This window comes from Ruegeria sp. C6 (genome assembly GCF_056537625.1).
This window is the reverse complement of the sequence record NZ_JBQFRW010000003.1, coordinates 216,962-237,336: the sequence shown is the minus strand read 5'-3', so window position 1 is coordinate 237,336 and position 20,375 is coordinate 216,962. Positions and strand designations below refer to the sequence as shown.

The 20,375-nt window shown below is 56.5% G+C and carries 18 protein-coding genes; 8 read left to right on the top strand and 10 right to left on the bottom strand.

From position 1 onward, the window contains the following. Window positions 1–185 precede the first annotated feature (185 nt). The 8 genes from ACR0MJ_RS12680 to ACR0MJ_RS12645 all read right to left on the bottom strand — a co-directional run bounded on the left by ACR0MJ_RS12680 (window position 186) and on the right by ACR0MJ_RS12645 (window position 9,094). Complete coding sequence (locus ACR0MJ_RS12680) at window positions 186–1,241, bottom strand: ABC transporter ATP-binding protein (RefSeq protein ID WP_480761219.1); 1,056 nt, start codon at window positions 1,239–1,241, stop codon at window positions 186–188. Beyond that, a complete protein-coding gene (locus ACR0MJ_RS12675) occupies window positions 1,241–2,488 on the bottom strand; it encodes an MGH1-like glycoside hydrolase domain-containing protein (RefSeq protein ID WP_480761218.1) in 1,248 nt (415 codons plus the stop codon). Before ACR0MJ_RS12675 ends, ACR0MJ_RS12680 begins: the two co-directional genes overlap by 1 nt. Window positions 2,489–2,493: 5 nt before the next feature. Next, window positions 2,494–3,702: a carbohydrate ABC transporter permease gene (locus ACR0MJ_RS12670; protein ID WP_170512414.1), complete on the bottom strand. Its 1,209-nt coding sequence runs from the start codon at window positions 3,700–3,702 to the stop codon at window positions 2,494–2,496. Next, window positions 3,702–4,934 carry a carbohydrate ABC transporter permease gene (locus ACR0MJ_RS12665; RefSeq protein ID WP_480436218.1) on the bottom strand — a complete coding sequence of 411 codons (1,233 nt, stop codon included), beginning with the start codon at window positions 4,932–4,934 and terminating at the stop codon, window positions 3,702–3,704. Before ACR0MJ_RS12665 ends, ACR0MJ_RS12670 begins: the two co-directional genes overlap by 1 nt. A gap of 57 nt (window positions 4,935–4,991) precedes the next feature. Continuing rightward, on the bottom strand, window positions 4,992–6,347 hold the full coding sequence (locus ACR0MJ_RS12660) for an extracellular solute-binding protein (RefSeq protein ID WP_170392204.1): 1,356 nt from the start codon (window positions 6,345–6,347) through the stop codon (window positions 4,992–4,994). Then, window positions 6,344–7,501, bottom strand: coding sequence for a LacI family DNA-binding transcriptional regulator (locus ACR0MJ_RS12655; protein WP_170401588.1), 1,158 nt, complete (start codon window positions 7,499–7,501; stop codon window positions 6,344–6,346). The genes ACR0MJ_RS12660 and ACR0MJ_RS12655 overlap by 4 nt, the downstream gene beginning before the upstream one ends. Window positions 7,502–7,942: 441 nt before the next feature. Beyond that, window positions 7,943–8,680: a Bax inhibitor-1/YccA family protein gene (locus tag ACR0MJ_RS12650; RefSeq protein WP_010441904.1), complete on the bottom strand. Its 738-nt coding sequence runs from the start codon at window positions 8,678–8,680 to the stop codon at window positions 7,943–7,945. 195 nt (window positions 8,681–8,875) lie between these two features. Then, window positions 8,876–9,094 (bottom strand): YjiS-like domain-containing protein, encoded by a 219-nt coding sequence (locus ACR0MJ_RS12645; RefSeq protein WP_170512406.1) that lies wholly within the window; start codon window positions 9,092–9,094, stop codon window positions 8,876–8,878. A gap of 127 nt (window positions 9,095–9,221) precedes the next feature. On the opposite strand from ACR0MJ_RS12645, the gene ACR0MJ_RS12640 reads away from it, so the two are divergent. After that, complete coding sequence (locus ACR0MJ_RS12640) at window positions 9,222–10,100, top strand: LysR family transcriptional regulator (protein ID WP_170401582.1); 879 nt, start codon at window positions 9,222–9,224, stop codon at window positions 10,098–10,100. Here the strand turns inward: ACR0MJ_RS12640 and ACR0MJ_RS12635 are convergent. Further along, window positions 10,084–11,052, bottom strand: coding sequence for an NADPH:quinone oxidoreductase family protein (locus ACR0MJ_RS12635; RefSeq protein WP_170392198.1), 969 nt, complete (start codon window positions 11,050–11,052; stop codon window positions 10,084–10,086). The genes ACR0MJ_RS12640 and ACR0MJ_RS12635 overlap by 17 nt on opposite strands. Before the next feature lie 337 nt (window positions 11,053–11,389). Here ACR0MJ_RS12635 and ACR0MJ_RS12630 point away from each other — a divergent pair, with 337 nt between their 5' ends. The 3 genes from ACR0MJ_RS12630 (at window position 11,390) to ACR0MJ_RS12620 (ending at window position 14,046) form a co-directional block, all read left to right on the top strand. Next, window positions 11,390–11,761, top strand: coding sequence for a helix-turn-helix domain-containing protein (locus ACR0MJ_RS12630; protein ID WP_170343628.1), 372 nt, complete (start codon window positions 11,390–11,392; stop codon window positions 11,759–11,761). Between the two features lie 44 nt (window positions 11,762–11,805). Continuing rightward, complete coding sequence (gene hisN / locus ACR0MJ_RS12625; protein ID WP_170392196.1) at window positions 11,806–12,597, top strand: histidinol-phosphatase; 792 nt, start codon at window positions 11,806–11,808, stop codon at window positions 12,595–12,597. A gap of 114 nt (window positions 12,598–12,711) precedes the next feature. Then, complete coding sequence (locus ACR0MJ_RS12620) at window positions 12,712–14,046, top strand: 8-oxoguanine deaminase (RefSeq protein ID WP_480761214.1); 1,335 nt, start codon at window positions 12,712–12,714, stop codon at window positions 14,044–14,046. Between the two features lie 62 nt (window positions 14,047–14,108). Here the strand turns inward: ACR0MJ_RS12620 and guaD are convergent, their stop codons facing one another. Further along, window positions 14,109–15,401, bottom strand: coding sequence for a guanine deaminase (gene guaD, locus ACR0MJ_RS12615; protein ID WP_480761213.1), 1,293 nt, complete (start codon window positions 15,399–15,401; stop codon window positions 14,109–14,111). 138 nt (window positions 15,402–15,539) lie between these two features. Between guaD and mgtE the strand changes: the two genes are divergently transcribed. The 4 genes from mgtE (at window position 15,540) to ACR0MJ_RS12595 (ending at window position 20,292) form a co-directional block, all read left to right on the top strand. Then, window positions 15,540–16,934, top strand: coding sequence for a magnesium transporter (gene mgtE / locus ACR0MJ_RS12610; RefSeq protein ID WP_170401569.1), 1,395 nt, complete (start codon window positions 15,540–15,542; stop codon window positions 16,932–16,934). After that, the gene (locus ACR0MJ_RS12605; RefSeq protein ID WP_480761211.1) at window positions 16,931–17,497 is read left to right on the top strand and encodes a 5-formyltetrahydrofolate cyclo-ligase; all 567 of its coding nucleotides are present in this window, start codon (window positions 16,931–16,933) and stop codon (window positions 17,495–17,497) included. The genes mgtE and ACR0MJ_RS12605 overlap by 4 nt, the downstream gene beginning before the upstream one ends. A gap of 112 nt (window positions 17,498–17,609) precedes the next feature. Next, the gene (locus ACR0MJ_RS12600; RefSeq protein WP_480761209.1) at window positions 17,610–18,422 is read left to right on the top strand and encodes a TIGR00282 family metallophosphoesterase; all 813 of its coding nucleotides are present in this window, start codon (window positions 17,610–17,612) and stop codon (window positions 18,420–18,422) included. Window positions 18,423–18,513: 91 nt separating this feature from the next. Then, window positions 18,514–20,292: an SLC13 family permease gene (locus tag ACR0MJ_RS12595; RefSeq protein ID WP_480761208.1), complete on the top strand. Its 1,779-nt coding sequence runs from the start codon at window positions 18,514–18,516 to the stop codon at window positions 20,290–20,292. Window positions 20,293–20,375 lie beyond the last annotated feature (83 nt).

Genomic DNA, 20,375 nt, shown 5'->3' with positions numbered 1-20,375 from the left:
GGTCATTCAATCCATGTGACACACCGGGCGATGATCACGCGAGTTCAGAGGCCCCCGCCATCCGTTGGCATCCAAGCAAGCGCTATGCGTGTTCTCTATTCCGCCTCACCGCCAAAGAATAATCAGTGGTGAAACTCTGCCCAGATCAGCAGAACTGTTTAACCTCAACTGATAGGAAGCAACGTTCATTGCTCTACCAATGCCTGCCCATTCTCGTCAAAGAAATGAAGTTTGTCGGTGGGAAAATGCAGGCCGATCTTTGCCCCAGGCTTTAGAGCGGTGTCCCCATTCAGGCGCACGGTAACCTTCTCTTCGGCGCCGCAATCCACGATCAGGAAGGTATCTGCCCCCAGATACTCAATCACCTCGATGATGCCATCACATTGCCCATCGCCCGATGATACAACATCGATGTGTTCGGGGCGAATGCCGAGTTTTCTTGCTACACCCGAGCGCGCGAAGTCGCCGCCTCTGCCATGTTCCAAAGTGTAGCCATCGTTCTGAGTCGTGCACGGCAATATGTTCATTTTGGGGCTGCCAATGAACTGTGCAACAAACAGATTGGCAGGGCGTTCGTAAAGTTCGCGGGGTGTGCCGACTTGCGCGATCTTGCCGTACTCAAGCACGACGATGCGGTCGGCCAATGTCATCGCTTCAACCTGATCGTGCGTCACATAGATCATTGTGCGCTTTAGGTTCTGATGAAGTTTCGCGATTTCGTAACGCATTTCGACACGAAGCGCTGCATCAAGATTCGAGAGCGGTTCATCGAACAGAAACGCCGTCGGGTCGCGCACGATAGAACGACCAATTGCAACGCGCTGCCGCTGGCCACCGGACAGGTCCTTGGGGCGACGTTCCAGAAAAGGTCCCAGCTTGAGAACCTCGGCGGCTTTATTGACCTGCTCTGCTATCTCGGCCTTCGGAACACCCGCGACCTTAAGTGAGAACCCCATATTTTCGGCGACCGTCAGGTGGGGATAAAGCGCATAGGACTGGAACACCATCGTCAGACCCCGCTTGGAGGGTGGGTGATCCGTGACATCATTGCCGTTGATTAGTAGCGATCCGCGCGAGATATCTTCAAGCCCACCGATCATGCGAAGCAGGGTGGATTTTCCACAGCCCGATGGACCGACGAAGACGATGAATTCACCTTCATCAATCATTAGGTCAACGCCTTTGATGACCTGGGCCGAGCCAAACCACTTTTCGACGGATTTTAGTTCGATGCTGCCCATTAGTTCCTCCCTGCCCAATGCAGCCAAACCGCGGCTGTCCAGGTGAATGAATTCCCTCCGGCAGGGCTGCCGGTCAGAGGATCGTAGTATTCAGCGAAGCCGTTCGTTGCGATCAGCTGCGACGTTTTCTGGCGCAGTGCCTCCGCTTCTTCCAGGTGCCCCATATCCGCCAATCCAAACCCGATCAGCATATTCATGAACCCCCAAGTGGGACCCCTCCAGTACCTGCGTTGGTCGAAGTTGGGCATCGCGGGGTCATAGCTGGGAACTGGAAAGGGTACTTTTGCAAGCGTCGCCCGCAGGCGCTCCAGCATGTGCTGTGAATCAAGTCCACCAAACCAGCAAAGATACGACGCGTTAGAGATGCTTCCGGCCCAATCACCAGTCAGCGCATCACGCGAGTCGAACGAGCTCAGCGTTTCGTTCCACAAAGATCGCGCGCCCGCTTCGAGCCTTTTAATGTCACTACTTAGTCCATCCGCAGCAATTCCAAGCCTTTCGCTGATCTCCTGCAGATCGCGTGCGGCGCGCAGAGTGATAAATGTCATCGTCGGATCTGCGACTCGGAAGGGATTCAGGCTCAGCAACTTCTGTTGGTCCCAGTCGGCCTGACAGCCGATCTGAACCAATTTGATATAGCGGTCATAGTCGTATTTGGTCGGTCGGTCTGCACTGTTGACGTGGCTTGTGTCACGGCGCTGGTAGTCTCCGACACCTGTGGGATCTACGCCCTCCATTGCTTTGTCCCAGTCCGGTGCATTGTCGCGACCAGCTTCCCACGGATGCGTGGTGCAGACCGCGCCGTGTTCGTCGAGTCGCCATCTCATGATCCAGCGATGCCACGCCAGCAGAGATGGGAAAAGCGCGCGAACGCGGTCCGCGCCTGCATCGCCATCTTTTTCCCAGATCTTCCGCGCCACAGTTGCAGCCACCGGGGGCTGAATGATGCCAGAGGACGGGATCGGCCCGTGGCCACCCCAGACATCCGGGCCGGGGTAATATCCGTCATCCTGTTTGTGAAACAGGATATGCGGCACCATTCCATCATCCCATTGGCCCGAGAACAGTGTTTCTAGTTCCACCCAGGCTCGATCAATGTCGAACTCGGCAAAACCAAGCGCCGCAATCGCGCTGTCCCAATTCCATTGATAGGGGTAAAGCCCTTCGGTCGGGATGGTGTAGCCGCCGCGATCATTGGCAACCAGAATGTTGCGCGCTTCGCGGTCGGGGTTTGTATGTTGGTTCATCTCAGTCATCCTTTGACGGACCCCGCAGTCAGGCCCTTAGTCATGAAACGTTCAAGTCCCAGGAACAGCGCCATGATCGGGACAGTGGCGATCACCGCACCGGCCATCAGATGCTGTCGGGGAATTTCCGAGGAGTTCAGCATCGTGACGCCTCGGGTCAGGGTAAATTTCGAAGGGTCGTCCAGCAGCATGAAGGCCAGCAGGAACTCGTTCCAAGCGATCATGAAGACGTAGAGCGAGACCGACGCCAGCGCAGGCAGGCTAAGCGGCAGCGTAATCTTCCAAATCACTGCCAGCCGCGAAAGCCCATCCATGAGACCGGCCTCTTCCACTTCCGTCGGCAAACCACGGAAATAACCTTGCAGCATGTACAGCGCGACAGGGATTGTCGTGACCGGGTAGATCATCACGATGCCAAGGATCGAGTTGCGCAAGCCAGTCAGCGAGAACGCGATATAGATCGGCAGCGCCAGAACGATCATCGGCACCATGTAGATCAGCAGAATCGAGCGCGAGAACGCCTTTTGCCCCGAGAAACGGAACCGCGCGACGGCATAGGCTCCGGGGACGCTGAACAGCAGGGTGATAAAGACCGTCAGGACCGAGACGTAGAGCGAGGTCCAAAGATAGGTGCCGAAGTTGAAATCGCGAAACAGCTCGGTATAGCTGCGAAACAGCGCGGTGCCTTGTGATAGATCTACCGAGAAATCCAGCGGGTTCTGCAACAGGGCCTGTTGCGACTTCAGGCTGGTCATCACCATCACATAGAACGGGATGATCACGATCGCGGTAAAGAAGATGTAGCCAAAGCCCGTACAGAACCGGATCACGGCCTCTTCGTACTCATGACGGGTGAGCTCGCCGAACGGAGTCTCTTTCAGGATTGCGGCAACGGATAGGTGCATCACGACTGCCATCGCCACGACGGTGACCAGTATTGCCTGCAGGGATGTGTCAGAGCCGATCAGGACAGGCCCGACTCCGGTCAGGCAAGACAGGCCTAACAAGGCGGAAACACCCAGTCGGGCCGGTGCGCGTTGCGCCGGGAAGCGGACATAAACCAGACCGGCAACAGCCCCCCATATCAAGCAGAGCAAGACCTGTGGCCGGAACGCAGCCCCGGTCGAGAATGACATGGTGATGGCGACGGTAGTGGCGATCACCACCAGCCAGAGCGCGCCTAGAATCGGGGCGGTTATATACCCTTTGCGCATCACAAACCCTCCTCACGGCTGATGAAGCGGAAGAAGACGAAGCTGAAGGCAATCAGGCACATCAGGATCACAACGGCCACCGCTGCGCCTGCGCCGATGTTCGAAACCGCAAAGGCCTGTTCATAGACATTTACAGTCAGAGTACGGGTGCCGGCATTGCCGCCGGTCAGCAGGAAGATGTCGTCGAACTTGTTGAACGTCCAAATGAAGCGCAGCAGGAATAGTACCGACAGGATGCCCAGCAGTTGCGGGATGCTCAGCAGCCAGAACTTCTGGAATGGTGAGGCTCCATCCATATCCGCTGCTTCATACATGCTAGAGTCGATGGATTGCATCCGCGCCAGAATGAACAGGAAGGACAGCGGGAAATAGCGCCAGATCTCGAAAACTGTCACCATGATCAGCGCCAAAGGGCGTTCCCCGAAGAAGTTGATCGGTTCACTGCTTAGTCCCATCTGCACCAATAATGCGTTGGCAGAACCCGAGAACGGGTCGAACAAGGTGACCCATGTGAAGGCCACAGCGATGACTGGCGCCACATAGGGGAACAGATAGAGGCCGCGTATGAACCCTTGTCCCTTGAAGCTTTTATTCAGTAACAAGGCTGCAAACAGGCCCATCACCAAAGCTCCAATGGTGCCGACCACGGTGTAGAACAACGTGACCCACAGCACGCCCCAGAACTCGTCTCCATCAAAGACACGGGCGTAGTTTTCCAGACTGAATTCAAGGTTGGTCAGGACGCTGGGTCCGCTCCCGGTCACGCCGGGCTCTGATCCTTCGAGCAGCTCTTCGAAAGCGTCCGGATCTCCGTCCAAGGTGACCGGAATACGGATGCGTTCGCGTTGACCGCCTTCCAGTGTGCCGAAATCGCAGAACAGGTTTTGCCCGTCCAGAACGCAGGGACTTGCAATCTCACGCGCCGTCACGCCGTCCGGTAAAACATCTGTCAGGGTGACGCCGACAACGGCGATGTCCTGACTTGAGTTGCGGACGCGGTATTCAATCCGCAGATCCTCGCCAGATCCGCGCAAGCTTTCACGCACCACAGGTGCAGGCGGACGAAGGTCAGACAGGGTGAAGGGCTTGAAGCTGATCCAAAAGATCGCCAGCAAGGGCAGGATCACCACAAGCGATACACTGATCACTGTCGGAGCCAGCAGCGTCCAGGCCAGACGCGCCTCGCGTTTGGCTAGCGCCCCGGTTCCGGTCGGTGGGGTGGCCGAAGACATGGGATACCTCGAAGGGTTGGGTGCAGCGGCGTAATCGCCGCTGCATGTGTCACAAGGTTACTGAACCTTCGCGAGCTCGTCGTTCATTGCGGCCACTGCAGCGGCGGCATCGATTTCATCGTCGATATATTGGCGCACGACCCGGTTAATTGCCTGGCTGTTGATCATTTTGGACGCCAAAGCCAGCTGGCCTTCAGCAACGCCCCAGCGCTGCGCCACGTCCAGACCGCCGACGATCTCATCGATCATCGCCTGATCATACAGCTCGCCCAACGGGGCTTTGCGGTCCACGCCAACAGGCAGCTCTGCCCATGCTTCCGAGAACGCGGTCGGGTTGTCAGCATTACCGCGACGGACCGGGAACTTGCCCTCGGGTGCGATGGCCAGTGTTTGAGTATAGCCGTCGTCCATGGCGAATTTCACGAACTCCATCGCCGCGTCGGTGTCGGCGTCGTTGGTGATGCCAAAGTAACGAACGTCACCCCAAGCCGCGCCATCCGGGTTCGATGGGCCCGAGAAGTTAGTGACGATACCGGTCTTCGAGGCCAGATCGCGCGAGGTCGGATCATCGTTGATCGTCGGCGGGGCGCTGTCGCGCAGACCGGCCAGTTCGTCAAGGATGAAGGGCGACCAGATGATCATCGCTGCTTTGCCATCAAAATACAGCTCGCGCGATTGTTTCCAGAATAGCTCACCCGGGGGCGAGGCTTTCGAGATCGCCTTGTAGAAATCCAATACCTCTATGGTTTTGGCTTCATCCAGCGGCTGGAATCCGTCCGCGCCAACGGGGGTCACGCCATTGGCGAGGAACACATGCTCCAAAACCTGACTCATGAAGTTTTCATCAACTTTGGTTGCAGCAACGAAACCGTACATCTCGGGCGGGTTGTGCAACTGCTCCAGCGCAGCGACGACGTTGGCGAATGAGTTCGGGGCCTCAAGGCCCGCTTCATCAAACAGGTCTTTGCGGTAGACAACCATTTGGGTCCATCCATCGACCGGTACCGACGCGGTTTCGTCATTGAACGCCGCCATACCAAGCGCGCCGGGGGCGAAGGTGTCGGCGCCCAGTTCTTCGATCACTTCGGTGGCGGCTTCGGTGTCCAGAATGCCCGCTTCAGCCCATGGCAGGGCATATTGCAGCGGATGATAGACCACATCTGGCAGGTCTCCGGCGGCAAATGCTGCTGTGGCGCGTGTACCCAGATCACTTTCGGTGACCGGGATAACCTCGACCGTGGTGCCGGTTTCAGCCTTGAACTGGTCAGCCATTTCCTGTTGCTTGGCCAGCCGCTCGGGCTGTTCTTCGGTGGTCCAGAAGCGGATCGTATCCGCCTGAGCTGACGTCGCCGCCAATACTAGCGCAAGCGATGTTCCAAGCATCATTCGCGATGCTAAAGGTGCAAGTTTCATAGTCGGTTTCCTCCCCGGTTATGATCTTTTGAAAGTTGAATTTTTCGGGCCAGTTCCTTGGCTGTAACGCTTGGTGGCCCGTCGGAATTGCGTTCGATCAGAACGGCCTCACTAATCTCACGCAGATCTGCGGGCGCTTCACCGCGAGTCTGACTGATCAGCATCGTCGCAAGGCGTTCTCCGGCCCGCTTAGAATCGACGCTGAACGTGGTGAGACCAGGGCTGACATATTGGCATTCAGGGATGCCGTCATATCCCAGAATTGATACATCTTGCCCGACCTCGAGGCCCAGTTCTGTACAGACCGAGTAACACCCCAGCGCAGCCAGATCCGTTGCAAACACTATTGCAGTAGGTGGGTGATTCAGCGTCAAAAGCGCGCGTGCCTCAACCGCACCCTCCTCGCGCGTACGAGCACCTTCCCGGATCAACTCGGGATCGGCAGGCAAGGCCGCGATCTTGAGACCTTCAAGATAACCGTCACGGCGCAGATGGCTGTAGTTGAATTTCGGATCGCTACCGACATAGCCGATACGCGTATGGCCAAAATCGACGAGCCGACCGACCGCATCACGGGTTGCAGATTCACCCGAAATGTCGAACCAGGATGTCTCATCCTGCCAGTCCGCCTGCCCATACCCCGTGCGGCCATACATGATGAAGGGAACCTTCAACTCTTGCAGGTATTTCACCCTCGCATCGTCGACCTCGGTCCGGGGCAGAATGAATCCATCGGCTTTGCGCTCTTCGACAAGCCGCCCCAATACATCAAGCATATCTTTTTCGGACTTCGCCGTAGAAATCGTCATCGTCCAGTCGGATGCGCTCGCCGCTTCGCATGCTCCGGCCAGAAAGTCCTGAAGAAATGGGTTATGCCGGTCTGGTTCTTCGCTGTTGATGACCATGGCAATGGCGCGCACCCGCCCGGTTCGTATCGCCTGCGCATGGCTGAGTGGGCGATAGCCCATCTTTCGCGCGGTGGTTTGAACGCGCTTTCTCGTGGATTCCGAGATGTCGGTATATCCATTCAGGGCGCGGGACACCGTGCTCTTAGAAAGCCCAAGATGATCGGCCAATTGATCCAGTTTTACCCTGCCGGGGCCAGAATGACTCCGGGGGCGAGACTGCGGTTGCTGGAGACTTGGATTCGTCATCATTCTTCTATTTGTTTTCTCCGAAACCGGTTTCGGCAATCAAAATTATGAAATTCTTTGATTGGATCGACCAAGTACACGAACGTACCAATGGCGAAAGGCGCTGATGAACGCACATGCTAACTTGCAAATGCGGCTTTCAGAGTGGTGCAAAATTAGGGTTGCGCCAAGAAGGATGACTGCCAACTGCTACAGTAACTGCACGCTGATCATTGTTCGCCGAGCTTTGATGGGAATCGGTGAGTCGAGCATGAGAACTATGCGTAAATACGGGCGACTATCCGGCTATGAGGGCGTGTAATATTTGTGGAGGCAAAAGAAACTGGTCGGAACATCATGCGATTTCACCAAGGCTTGGTATGGGCTTTTGAAGAGCAACATAAAAAAACCCCGCTTAGCGGAGTGCCAAGCGGGGATTTCTGTATTCTGTTGGAAGCGGTTTTATTCTCTGTTGCCCAGAAGTTGCAGCAGGAACATGAACATGTTGATGAAGTCCAGATACAAGTTCAATGCACCCATGATCGCCGCTTTGCCAAGCCATTCCTGATCGCCCGCATGAGCCATCTGCAGATAGGTGGTTTTGATCTTCTGCGTGTCATAGGCGGTCAGGCCGGCAAAGATCAGCACACCCAGAATCGACACTGCGAACATGATCGCAGGCGACTGCAGGAAGATGTTGATAACCATCGCGACGATCAGGCCGATAACGCCCATCATCAGGAAAGTACCCATGCCGGACAGGTCTTTCTTGGTCACATAACCGTACAGCGAAAGACCTGCAAACGCGATCGAAGTCACAAGGAATACCTGCGCGATCGAAATGCCTGTAAAGGCAACAAAGATCCAGCTCAGCGACAGGCCCATGACGGCTGCAAATGCATAGAAAAACAGCTGTGCGCCAGATGCAGACAGCCGGTTGATCGCAGCGCCAAAGCCAAACACCATCGCCAAAGGTGCAAACATCACGATCCAGCCCAGGATATTGGGGCTCAGCGTGACCGGATCACGGAAGATCGACAGCAGTTGCGGGCTCGAGCCCACGGCCCATGCCACGGCAAATGTGATCAGCATGCCTACGGACATCGTGCCGTAGACTTTGTTCATATGGGCGCGCAGGCCCTCGTCTATCTCGGCAGCGCGCGCGCCGGACGCCGTCCGGATCGTGTCGAATTGTGCCATATAGGGGTCTCCCTTCAATATTCTGTTCGCAGCCCACGGATGCGAGCCGGTTTCCAGGTAAATATCGGAGAGTGTGGCCCTCGTTTCAAGGGTTTTAAGCCTGAAACTCAGCAAAACTGTCGGCAATTTTTGCAACTGTCGCCAAAAAACCGGCGGCTTGGTCGCTAAATCCCTCAAGCCGCCGGTATTTTCGAATTAATACAGATGTTTGTGCCAGCTGTCGGGCGCGTCCCAGAACGGGCGCTCTGCTTCGTTACGCGCGTCTTTGCGTGAAACGCCGATGTCATTCAGTGCATCATCATCAAGCTGGGCGAGGGCGCGCCGCTGACGAGCGAGGTTAAACAGGTCAAGTATCCGAGCACCAATCGCCTTACGCTTGATGCGACGATGAGTTGAGATGGCTATATGGGTCATGATCATTGCCCTTTCCTGATTGTTTGATGAAACATAGCGCTTCAATCAATTTCCTTGATCTATATGGAGCAGTCTGACATATTTTGGAAATGAATGTTTATGACGAGTCTCATAAGGAATCTTGAACATGCGAAATTTGGACATCACTACATTGCGGTCTTTCGTAGCTGTTGCTGACCATGGAGGCGTGACGCGTGCCGCTGGATTTCTTCACCTCACACAATCTGCAGTCTCAATGCAGCTCAAGCGGCTGGAAGAGCTTTTGGGGCTGGAATTACTGGATCGATCCGGTCGAACCATCGCGCTAACGGCGTCCGGAGAGCAGTTGCTGGCTTATGCGCGGCGGATAATTGCGTTGAATGATGAGGTAATCGGGCGGCTGACGGATCAGGCGTTTGAGGGCGAGGTCGTGCTAGGCGTACCGCATGACGTCGTTCATCCGTTCATCCCGCGCGTGTTGAAGCGTTTCAATGCCAGCTTTCCTCGGGTCAGCGTAAACTTGGTCACTTCCAACACGCGGCACTTGAAAGAAGAGTTCGCACGCGGAAGCTTCGATCTGATTGTGACTACGGAATCGGGTGCGGGCGAAGGTGCCGAAACCCTGCACCATATGCCTTTGCGTTGGGTTGGCGCGCTGAACGGATCTGCCTGGCGCCAAAAGCCTCTGCGGCTGGGGTTTTGCCGGAATTGCATTTTTCGCCCAGTCGCGACAGCGGCGCTGGATGATGCGGGAATCGAATGGGATATGAGCATCGACAGCGATTCCGACCGCACCGTTGAAGCCACCGTCAGCGCTGATCTGGCTGTGGGAGTTTTGCTGGAAGGCACCCAGCCCAGCCATCAGGAACTGATTGACCATGCCGGGGTTCTGCCGGATTTGCCTGTGCAGTTCATCAACCTCTATGGTGCCGAGCGGGTACGTGAGGAATACGTATCAGAGCTTGCGAACCTACTGCGCCAAAATTTCAATCATCCAACGGCGCAGCCGCTTAAAGTGGCGAGTTGATGCGGATCACCACCTTGCCAGTGGATTTGCGATCGCGCAGCAGTTCCAAACCTTTTGCTGCATCCTGCAAGGGCAGGACGTGGCTGATATGAGGCTTTATCCGGCCCTCAGAATGCCAGCGGAACAAGGTGCTGAAGCTGTCGCGCACGATCTCGGGTCTGAAATTCAGATAGCCGCCGATATATACGCCGATCACGGTCAGGTTCTTGACCAATAGATGGTTGGCCGGGATCTGAGGCACCTCACCTCCCGCAAATCCGATCGGTAACAAGCGGCCTTCCGGGTTGGTCGCGCGGAAGGCGGCCTTGAAGACATCTCCACCAATCGCATCGTAGACCACGTCAGCACCACCCAGAGCGAGAACGCGGTCGCGCAGGTCTTCGCTTGCGTCAAGCAAATGGTCTGCACCAGCTTTTTGTGCCACGGCCAATTTGTCATGCCCGCGGGCTTGGGCGATGACTGTCGCCCCCATCAGTTTTCCGATTTCAACTGCGGTCAATCCCACGCCACCGGCGGCCCCGGTGACCAGCAGTGTCTCACCCGGTTGCAAGCGCGCCCGGTGTGCCAGAGCAATGTGGCTGGTGCCATAGGCGATCTGGATCGCGGCGGCGTCTTCGAAACTTGTGGAATCTGGAAGGGGAATAGCCCGGTCTGCATCAAAAACGCCTGATTCGGCCAACCCACCCTGGCCGGAATAAACCGCAACGCGATCACCCAGTTTCAAATGCGCGACATTGTTTCCAATTTCGGTGACAATCCCCGCGATCTCCATGCCCAGTGTATACGGCGCTTCGGGAGTATCCTGATACGTGCCTTTCTGCATCAGAAGGTCTGCGAAGTTCAGGCCGCAGGCGCGGATTGCGATACGAACTTGGTTCTCTTGCAGCGGTACTTCGCGTGTTTCGCATAGCTGAGCGGGTGCCCCTTTGGTCTCGATACGAAATGCCTGCATCATTGGTCTCCGCTCTTTTGTCGCCATAGGCCGTTTGGCTTGGCCGTTTGTCAATTCCATTCGCAATCTTCACAGCGTTAAACTGAATAGGGTGGATCAACTGTTTCCCATTTAGAAACTATTAATCTCTATGTTGGCCGTACAACCACAAACCACTGTTCGAATTCTCTGATTCAACCAGCTTGAAAAAATAACGGATTGCGGCAATATTGTACTATGGTGCTGTTCGGGGGGCACGATCCGAATTAGGGAGTTCTTAAGCAGCGACCCGCTAACTAAGCGGCGATGGCTGCTGTCGCGGTTTCCCGGACAGGTGTTTGTGTAAAGGAGACTACCAATGACCCATCACGTCGATGTCCATGTGGGCAAACGCGTCCGGCATCGCCGCTGGCTGATTGGCATGACTCAGCAGCAGTTGGCGCAGCAAGTTGGTATCAAGTTTCAACAAATCCAAAAATACGAAACAGGGGCCAACCGGATAAGCGCATCGCGTTTGTGGGACATTGCTGAAGCGTTGGATGTTCCCGTCAGCTTTTTCTTCGAGGGTCTTGAAGAGGCTCAGAAGTCGGATGCAGACAAGAAATCGGTTCCTGCGGATTTGATGGGTGACAAAGAAGCGCTTGATCTTGTTCGCTCGTATTATGCGATCCCGGAAAACCAGCGTCGCCGCCTGTTTGAACTGGCACGCGTGCTGAGCGACGTCGCCTGATACAAGCGCTTGACTTCGCGGGGTGTGGGGCGCACGGGTAAGCAATGCAAAACACCCTACGAAGCGATCTAGAGATTGCCGAAGAAATGGCCGACGCTGCGCGGGCGGCCATTCTTCCGTTTTTCCGCCAATCTAACCTGAAGACAGACAACAAACTCGATGCCGGTTTTGATCCGGTGACAGCCGCTGATCGCGAAGCAGAAAAAGCAATGCGTAGGGTGCTGGCTGATCACCGGCCTGAGGACGGTATCCTGGGGGAAGAGTTCGGTCATTCCGAGGGAACTACCGGACGAGTTTGGGTGCTGGACCCAATTGATGGCACGCGCGGTTTCATAAGTGGTACGCCCACATGGGGTGTTCTGATCGCCCTAAGCGATGAGACTGGACCGAAGCTTGGTGTGATCGATCAGCCCTATATCGGCGAACGTTTTATCGGAGATAAAGAGCACGCCTTTGTCAAAGGCCCTTTGGGACGCACCGAACTGGGGACGCGTGACACTCGATCTCTGGACCAGGCGATCATCTTCACCACCTTCCCGGAGGTTGGCAGCGCGGTCGAGGCCGCCGCCTTCAAGGCGGTTTCTCAGAAAACGAAGCTGACACGCTATGGGATGGACTGTTATGCCTACGCGTTGCTCGCTGCAGGTCAAACCGATCTAGTGGTCGAGGCCGGATTGAATTCCTACGATATCCAGGCCCCAATCGCGGTGATCGAGGCCGCGGGTGGTATTGTGACGGATTGGCAGGGTAATCCGGCTCATAATGGTGGGCGTGCGCTCGCTGCAGCCAATACTGAGATTCATGCGGCAGCGCTAGAAATTCTGAAGCAATACTAAACGGGTTGCCGACCCTTCTTTGCGACTTTAAACTGATCACGGCTGGTTCTTATGCCCGTTTTCCACCAGCCCATCACTCCATGCATGAGACGGGCAGTATGCGGGAGTGCGAAAATGACAGAATTTCTGATCCGTAACGCCGATATGATCCTGACGATGGATGATGATCGGCAAGAGCTTGCAGGCGCTGATCTGCTGGTTCGGGATGGTAAGATTGCCCAGATTGGCCAGCGCCTTACGAGCGATGGCGAAATACATGATGCCACTGGGTGTGTTGTGACCCCCGGTCTGGTGAACACCCATCACCATCTCTACCAATCGCTAACCCGCGCGGTTCCCGGCGGGCAGGACGCATTGCTGTTTGGTTGGTTGCGAACGCTCTATCCCATCTGGTCCCGCTTTGGTCCTGACGAGATGTTTATATCTGCCCAGATCGGATTGGCCGAGATGGCACTGTCCGGCTGCTCGCTTAGCTCTGACCACCTTTACCTATATCCCAATGGCGCGCGGCTTGAACACACGATCCATGCAGCGTCAGAGCTGGGGCTGCGTTTTCATCCCACGCGTGGGGCTATGAGCATTGGCGAAAGTGATGGTGGACTGCCTCCTGATGCTCTGGTCGAATCCGAGCGGGCTATTCTGGAGGATATGATCCGCGTAGTAGATGCCTATCACGACCCATCTGAGGGTTCGATGTGTCGCGTTGGTTTGGCGCCATGTTCGCCGTTCTCGGTTAGCCGAGACTTGATGCGTGATGCCGCGCTGTTGGCGCGCGACAAAGGTGTGATGCTGCACACCCATCTGGCGGAGAACGATGAGGATATAGCCTATTCTCAAGATCAGTTCGGATGTAGACCCGGCCAATACGCCGAAGAATTAGGCTGGACCGGTTCGGATGTCTGGCACGCTCATTGTGTCAAGCTGGATGGCGCCGAGATTGACCTGTTCGCACGTAGCCGAACCGGCGTTGCGCACTGTCCATGTTCCAATTGTCGTCTTGGTTCAGGTATCGCGCCAGTCCGAAAAATGCGTGATCAAGGCGTGCCAGTCGGGTTGGGTGTGGATGGATCAGCCAGCAACGACAGCGGCAATCTGATGGCCGAGGCGCGCCAGTCCATGCTGCTGCAACGAGTCGCAAACGGCGCTGACGCCATGTCGGCCCGTGAGGCGCTTGAGATCGCCACCCGAGGCGGGGCGGATGTGTTGAATCGGCCCGATTGCGGCCGGCTTATGCCCGGTAAACGAGCTGATATTGCCATTTGGGACGCGCAAGGAATTGAAAGTGCAGGCAGTTGGGACCCCGCTGCGCTCCTTCTGGCCGGACCAACGCGTGTCAAACACCTCTTTGTCGAGGGACGCCAGATTGTTCGTAACAGTCAGATCGCTACGATCGACCTGCCAAGGGTCATAGAAACCCAGAATCGTCTGGCACGCGCGCTGGCAGAATAGCGGATCCGCTCTTCATCTGGCTAAAAATACCTCCGCCGGAGGCATGGGCCATAGGCCCATTCCTATCGACCAGAAACAGCTCGTCCGGCGATCCAGGTATCGGTTACGGCACGGTCATCACCCATCATAATGGTCGGGAACACCGCTTCCCAAAGATCATCAGCATGAGCTTCGCGCTGGGCGATAGCAGGCGTCGATGCGAGGTTCAGCACCGCCAGATCGGCCTCCATGCCCACGGCGATGTTGCCAATACGGTCATCCATCCGCAGGGTACGAGCCGATCCCACCGTTCCAAGCCAAAGCAATTGCGAGGGGTGCAAGGGATGGCCTCGCAATTGACCAATCTCATAGGCCGCAGCCATTGTGCGCAGCATTGAAAAACTTGAGCCGCCTCCGGTGTCGGTGGCCAAGCCCACGCGGTGCCCTGAGTGGATCAGACCATTCATGTCAAACAGGCCAGAGCCGATAAACGTGTTTGATGTGGGGCAGTGGATCAGAGCTGCATCTACCTCGCGCAGACGATCGCGCTCCCGCTCTTCCAGATGGATCACGTGCCCGTAAAGGCCATTTCCACCCAGCAGCCCAAACTGCTCATAGGTGTCCAGATAGTCGCGCGCGTCGGGGAACAGGGATCGGACCCATTCGATCTCATCGGTCTGTTCGCTCAGATGGGTTTGCATCAGGCAGTCGGGATGCTCGGCCCAAAGCGCGCCCATCGCCTCCAGCTGTTCTGGCGTCGATGTCGGCGAAAATCGTGGAGTGATGGCGTAAGATATGCGATCAACCCCATGCCACTTTTCAAGCAGAGCTTTGGACTGGTCGTATCCGGTTTGTGCAGTATCTCGCAGCCCCTCAGGCGCATTGCGATCCATGCAGGTTTTACCCGCGACGACCCGCTGCCCACGCGCCTGCGCGGCGGTAAAGAAGGCATCAACACTCTCTGGATGAATGGTGCAAAAGCTGCACATGGTTGTGGTGCCATGGGCTGCGGTTAGGTCTAGATATCTGTTTGCAATTTCAGCGGCATAGGCGGGGTCGTCAAACTTCATCTCTTCAGGGAACGTGTAGCTGTTCAGCCAATCGATCAGCCGCTTTCCCCAGCTCGCGATCATCGCCGTCTGCGGATAGTGGACATGAGAATCCACAAATCCCGCCATGATCAGCTGATCGCCATAATCCTTAATGTTGGCTTCGGGATGCGCGTCAGACAGGTCGGACGACTGGCCCAGTGCCGCGATGCGGCCATCTTCGATCAGGACGGCTTGGTGAATTTTGGTCGCATCGGTGGGCTCACCTTCGAACGGTGATCCGTTGAAGCTAAGCACACGTCCCTTCAGAAGCGTCTTTTGCGCCATTTGTTCTGTTCTCCGCCTGTTTTGGACCGCCAACCAGCATAGGGGCGCGAAAGATGCGGGTAAATTGGACCATTGTCATTGTTTTCCGGTAGCTGCTTCTTCTATCTAGGGGCAATCGACAAGATAGAGGGGCAGCGCATGACGACAGGCAACGACGAAGCCAGACCCGATCAGCCCCGTGACGAAGACGCCTATGCGCTGGACCCGCGAACCGTTGCAGCCATCCTGTATGCGGTTGATGTCGAAGATCGCGCCAAGCTGATTGAGCTGATGGAGCCGCTGCACGCGGCCGATATCGCTGACCTTCTGGAACAGATCAATCCTTACGACCGTGCGCGCCTGATCCGGCTGTATGACAAAGAGTTCGACGGCGATATCCTGTCGGAGCTCGACGAGTCAGTTCGGGAAGAAGTAATCAATGTCCTGAAACCGGACGTTCTGGCCGAAGCCGTTCGGGATATGGAAAGTGATGACGTTGTTGACCTTCTGGAAGATCTTGAAGAGCCGCAGCAAGAAACCATCCTGGGCGCGCTTGAAGACTCCGAACGCGTCGCGGCAGAGCAAGCCCTATCTTATCCAGAAAACTCTGCTGGCCGCCTTATGCAGCGCGAGGTGGTCATGGCGCCCGATCACTGGACCGTGGGGCAGGCCATCGATTTCATGCGTGCCACCGACGATTTGCCGGAACAGTTCTATCACGTCATACTTGTTGACCCGCGATTGAAACCGGTTGCTCAGGTCACGCTGGGCAAGTTGATGGCAACCCGGCGCGAGGTGCCGCTGCAGGACATTGCCGAAGATGAATTCCACACCATCCCCGTCGAACAGGATGAAGAGGACGTGGCCTATGCGTTCAATCAGTATCACCTGATTTCGGCTCCAGTCGTGGATGGCGACGGTCGTTTGGTCGGTGTCATCACCATCGACGATGCGATGGTGGTCCTGGACGAAGAATACGAAGAGGATATGCTGCGTCTTGCGGGCGTCTCGGATGAAAGCTCTCTGTCCGATAGTGTAGCGGCAACCAGTAGGCGCCGCTTGCCTTGGCTTGGTGTCAATCTGGTTACCGCGATTTGCGGATCGCTGGTGATTTCTCAGTTTGAGGCCGCGATTGATCAACTGGTGGCGCTCGCGATCCTGATGCCGATCGTCGCCTCGATGGGGGGCAATGCCGGGACCCAATCACTTACCGTTGCAGTGCGGGCGTTGGCAACACGCGACTTGACCGGCTCGAACGTAGGGCGCGTGATCCGGCGAGAACTACTGGTGGGAATGCTCAACGGGCTGTGTTTCGCTATCGTGTTGGGAACCGTCGGGATGATGTGGTTCGACTCCCCGCTGCTGGGTGTCGTGATCGGATCTGCGCTGGTCGTGAACATGATCATCGCGGGCTTTGCTGGTACGGTAGTACCGGTCGTGCTGGACCGTCTGGGTGTTGACCCGGCGCTGGCGTCAGGAACCTTTGTGACCACGACAACGGATGTCATGGGGTTCTTCATCTTTCTGGGGCTTGCCAGCGTGGTGCTACTGTGAACGAGACAACCGATCTGACCGAAATCAAGGCCACAGCGCGCAAGGCGGCATTCGTGCGACGCAAGGTAGCGTTTGATATGCGCATCCCTGGCGCGGCCGGGCGCTTGTCCGAGGTTCTGGCGGGTCATCGCGGTGTTCCCATGTCTGGCTATATGCCGATCCGCACCGAAATCGACCCGCTGCCTGCAATGGCCGAGGCTTCTGCATATGGCCCAGTGGGCGTGCCTGTCATTCAGGCCGCAGGGCAGGCCTTGCGCTTCTCTCGATGGACGCCTGAGGGCATGCTGAAAGATGGACCCTTCGGCGCGAAAGTGCCCGAGATCGATGACTATTTCGACCCGGAAATCCTGATCGTGCCACTGGTTGCGTTTGATGCGAAGGGTGGCCGCTTGGGCTATGGCGGCGGCTTCTATGATCGCACGCTTGAAGTGTTGCGCGCCAAGCGCCCGACGCTTGCCATAGGATTTGCCTTTGATGCGCAGGAAGCCGAACATCTGCCGCTGGAGCCGACCGATCAACCACTCGATATGGTGATTACTGAAAGCCGGGTGCTAACTTTCTAAGTTATCCCTCGCTATGCGCGATCGCGATTTCCTTTACATTGGCAGGCTTCAGGCTGAGTGATTGTTTGCTTCTGCCTTGTTATTGCCACTTCCAGCCCCTAGGACCGCAATCATGAGGATTTTGTTTCTTGGTGACGTCATGGGGCGCTCGGGTCGCGCCGCCATCCAGCAGCATCTGCCACGCCTGCGTGACGAATGGCGGCTGGATTTTGTCGTTGTCAACGGCGAGAACGCCTCGAACGGAATGGGGCTGAGCGGGGACCACGCCAAGCTGCTTTTGGACGCGGGGGCCGATTGTATCACCTTGGGCGATCATGCTTTCGACCAGAAAGACATGCTGCAGTTTATTGAGAAAGAACCTCGCATCGTGCGTCCGTTGAATTATGCCAAAGGGGCACCGGGGCGGGGGCATCGACTGTTCACCGCGCCGGGCGGTCGCAAGGTTCTGGTGGTGCAGGTGTTAGGGCAGGTCTTCATGAAACGCCCCTTTGACGATCCCTTTTCGGCCATTGAACCGATCCTGAAATCGCACCCACGCGGCGGCCAGGCGCAGGCGATCATCGTCGACATGCATTGCGAGGCAACGTCCGAGAAGATGGCGATGGGCCATTATTGCGACAAACGCGCGAGTCTTGTGGTTGGGACGCATACGCACGTTCCAACGGCAGATGCGCAGGTATTGCCGGGCGGTACAGGATATCTGACCGATGCCGGGATGTGCGGCGACTATGACTCGGTCATCGGAATGGACAAGCAGGAACCGATGCGCCGGTTCATAACCGGGATGCCCAAGGCGCGGTTTACGCCTGCGACCGGTGAGGCGACCTTGAGCGGAGTTTTTGTCGAAACCGATGACCGCGATGGAAGCGCAAAATCCGTGCAGATGATTCGTGTTGGCGGGCGGTTGCAGCAGTCTAGACCCTGAAAAGCACGTCAGACTTGCCCCGCCGCACGCAATACGTGAAACTACCTATTAGGCGCGTGTGCCAGATCAGGGTTCGGACAGAATACCAAGAATGCAATTCCTTCAACTGACAGAGATGGGCAGCGCAATTCTTGCGCTGATTATCGTAGCGGGCATGTTCATCATGTTTCTGCGCGAGGTCTATCCGACCGAAGTTGTCGCCATCGGCGGGGCGGCCCTGATGCTGGCAACCGGTATCCTGCCCTATCAAAGTGCGCTTGCAGTCCTTTCGAATCCCGCGCCGTGGACCATCGGCGCGATGTTCATCATCATGGGTGCCTTGGTGCGCACCGGAGCGCTTGATGCCTTCACCTCGCTCGCGCAGAAGCAGGCGCAGGTGAACCCTCGGTTTGCCATCGGGTTATTGATGGCGTTTGTCGTCGTCGCTTCGGCGGTGGTGTCGAACACACCGGTTGTCGTTGTAATGATCCCGGTCTTTATCCAGATCGCCCGCACGCTGAACGTTTCGGCGTCCAAATTGTTGATCCCGCTCAGCTATGCGGCGATCCTTGGGGGTACGCTGACGCTGATTGGCACCTCGACTAACCTGTTGGTCGATGGTGTGGCCCGCGCACAGGGTATGACGGCGTTTTCAATCTTCGAGGTTACCCCGCTGGGCATCGCGCTGGTGATCTACGGTATGGTGTACCTGCGCTTCATTGCGCCACGACTGCTACCCGAGCGTGACAGCATGGCTGAGATGCTCAGCGACCGGTCCAAGATGAAGTTCTTTACTGAGGCGGTTATCCCACCCGACAGCAATCTGATCGACCGCGAAGTGACCGGTGTTCAGCTGTTCAAGCGCCCCGGTGTGCGCCTGATCGACGTCATCCGAGGCGATGATTCACTGCGGCGGAACCTTAAGGGGGTGACGCTGAAAGTGGGCGACAGGGTAGTTTTGCGCACCGAGATGACCGAATTGCTGAGTCTTCAAAGCAACAAGGAACTCAAGCGCGTGGATCAGGTCTCAGCTGTTGAGACCAAGACGGTTGAGGTTCTGATCACGCCGGGCTGCCGTATGGTCGGTCGAACGCTTGGTGCGATGCGGTTACGTCGCCGATATGGTGTCTACGTCCTGGCGGTTCATCGCAGGAACCAGAATATCGGGCGTCAGTTGGATGCTTTGACCGTGCGCGTCGGGGATACGCTGCTGTTAGAGGGCTCGCCTGCGGATATCCAGAAGCTGGCCGCCGATATGGATATGGTCGATGTTACGCAACCTTCGGCACGAGCGTTTCGCCGCAGCCATGCGCCCATAGCCATCGGTGCGCTGGTCGGGATCGTCGCCCTGGCGGGGTTGGGCGTGGCACCGATTTTGCTGTTGTCGATCATCGCCGTTGCTGTGGTTTTGCTGACCCGATGTATCGACGCGGATGAGGCGTTCTCATTTGTCGAAGGCCGATTGCTGGCCCTGATCTTCTCCATGCTCGCAATTGGGGCTGCGCTCGATAAATCGGGCGCGGTTACACTGATTGTCGAAGCGGTCGCACCGGCGCTTGGCATGTTGCCACCTTTCTTGATCATATGGGCCGTATATCTGTTGACCTCGGTGCTAACCGAATTGGTTTCGAACAACGCCGTGGCGGTGGTGGTCACTCCGATCGCGATCTCTCTGGCTCAGGCTGTAGGAATTGATCCGCGCCCGCTGGTGGTCGCGGTGATGGTGGCGGCATCGGCATCCTTTGCGACGCCGATTGGCTATCAGACCAACATGATGGTGTATGGCCCGGGTGGGTACAGATTCACCGATTTTCTGAAAGTTGGTGTGCCGCTGAACCTGACTGTGGGTCTGCTGGCGTCGCTTCTTATTCCGCTCATCTGGCCGCTCTAACACTGGCACGGATTCGCCGACTTGGTGTTTCGGGCCTTGTAAATGTCGATATCGTCACAATCTTTTTGCCTAAGATGAATGTG

Bases quoted from the DNA above. Each gene is read 5' to 3' on its own strand.
- ACR0MJ_RS12600 (WP_480761209.1), top strand. From the start codon at position 17,610: ATGAGGATTTTGTTTCTTGGTGACGTCATGGGGCGCTCGGGTCGCGCC.
- mgtE (WP_170401569.1), top strand. From the start codon at position 15,540: ATGACGACAGGCAACGACGAAGCCAGACCCGATCAGCCCCGTGACGAA.
- ACR0MJ_RS12655 (WP_170401588.1), bottom strand. From the start codon at position 7,501: ATGACGAATCCAAGTCTCCAGCAACCGCAGTCTCGCCCCCGGAGTCAT.
- ACR0MJ_RS12595 (WP_480761208.1), top strand. From the start codon at position 18,514: ATGCAATTCCTTCAACTGACAGAGATGGGCAGCGCAATTCTTGCGCTG.
- ACR0MJ_RS12650 (WP_010441904.1), bottom strand. From the start codon at position 8,680: ATGGCACAATTCGACACGATCCGGACGGCGTCCGGCGCGCGCGCTGCC.
- ACR0MJ_RS12665 (WP_480436218.1), bottom strand. From the start codon at position 4,934: ATGTCTTCGGCCACCCCACCGACCGGAACCGGGGCGCTAGCCAAACGC.
- guaD (WP_480761213.1), bottom strand. From the start codon at position 15,401: ATGGCGCAAAAGACGCTTCTGAAGGGACGTGTGCTTAGCTTCAACGGA.
- ACR0MJ_RS12640 (WP_170401582.1), top strand. From the start codon at position 9,222: ATGCGAAATTTGGACATCACTACATTGCGGTCTTTCGTAGCTGTTGCT.
- ACR0MJ_RS12645 (WP_170512406.1), bottom strand. From the start codon at position 9,094: ATGACCCATATAGCCATCTCAACTCATCGTCGCATCAAGCGTAAGGCG.
- ACR0MJ_RS12680 (WP_480761219.1), bottom strand. From the start codon at position 1,241: ATGGGCAGCATCGAACTAAAATCCGTCGAAAAGTGGTTTGGCTCGGCC.
- ACR0MJ_RS12670 (WP_170512414.1), bottom strand. From the start codon at position 3,702: ATGCGCAAAGGGTATATAACCGCCCCGATTCTAGGCGCGCTCTGGCTG.
- ACR0MJ_RS12660 (WP_170392204.1), bottom strand. From the start codon at position 6,347: ATGAAACTTGCACCTTTAGCATCGCGAATGATGCTTGGAACATCGCTT.
- ACR0MJ_RS12620 (WP_480761214.1), top strand. From the start codon at position 12,712: ATGACAGAATTTCTGATCCGTAACGCCGATATGATCCTGACGATGGAT.
- ACR0MJ_RS12675 (WP_480761218.1), bottom strand. From the start codon at position 2,488: ATGAACCAACATACAAACCCCGACCGCGAAGCGCGCAACATTCTGGTT.
- hisN (WP_170392196.1), top strand. From the start codon at position 11,806: ATGCAAAACACCCTACGAAGCGATCTAGAGATTGCCGAAGAAATGGCC.
- ACR0MJ_RS12635 (WP_170392198.1), bottom strand. From the start codon at position 11,052: ATGCAGGCATTTCGTATCGAGACCAAAGGGGCACCCGCTCAGCTATGC.
- ACR0MJ_RS12630 (WP_170343628.1), top strand. From the start codon at position 11,390: ATGACCCATCACGTCGATGTCCATGTGGGCAAACGCGTCCGGCATCGC.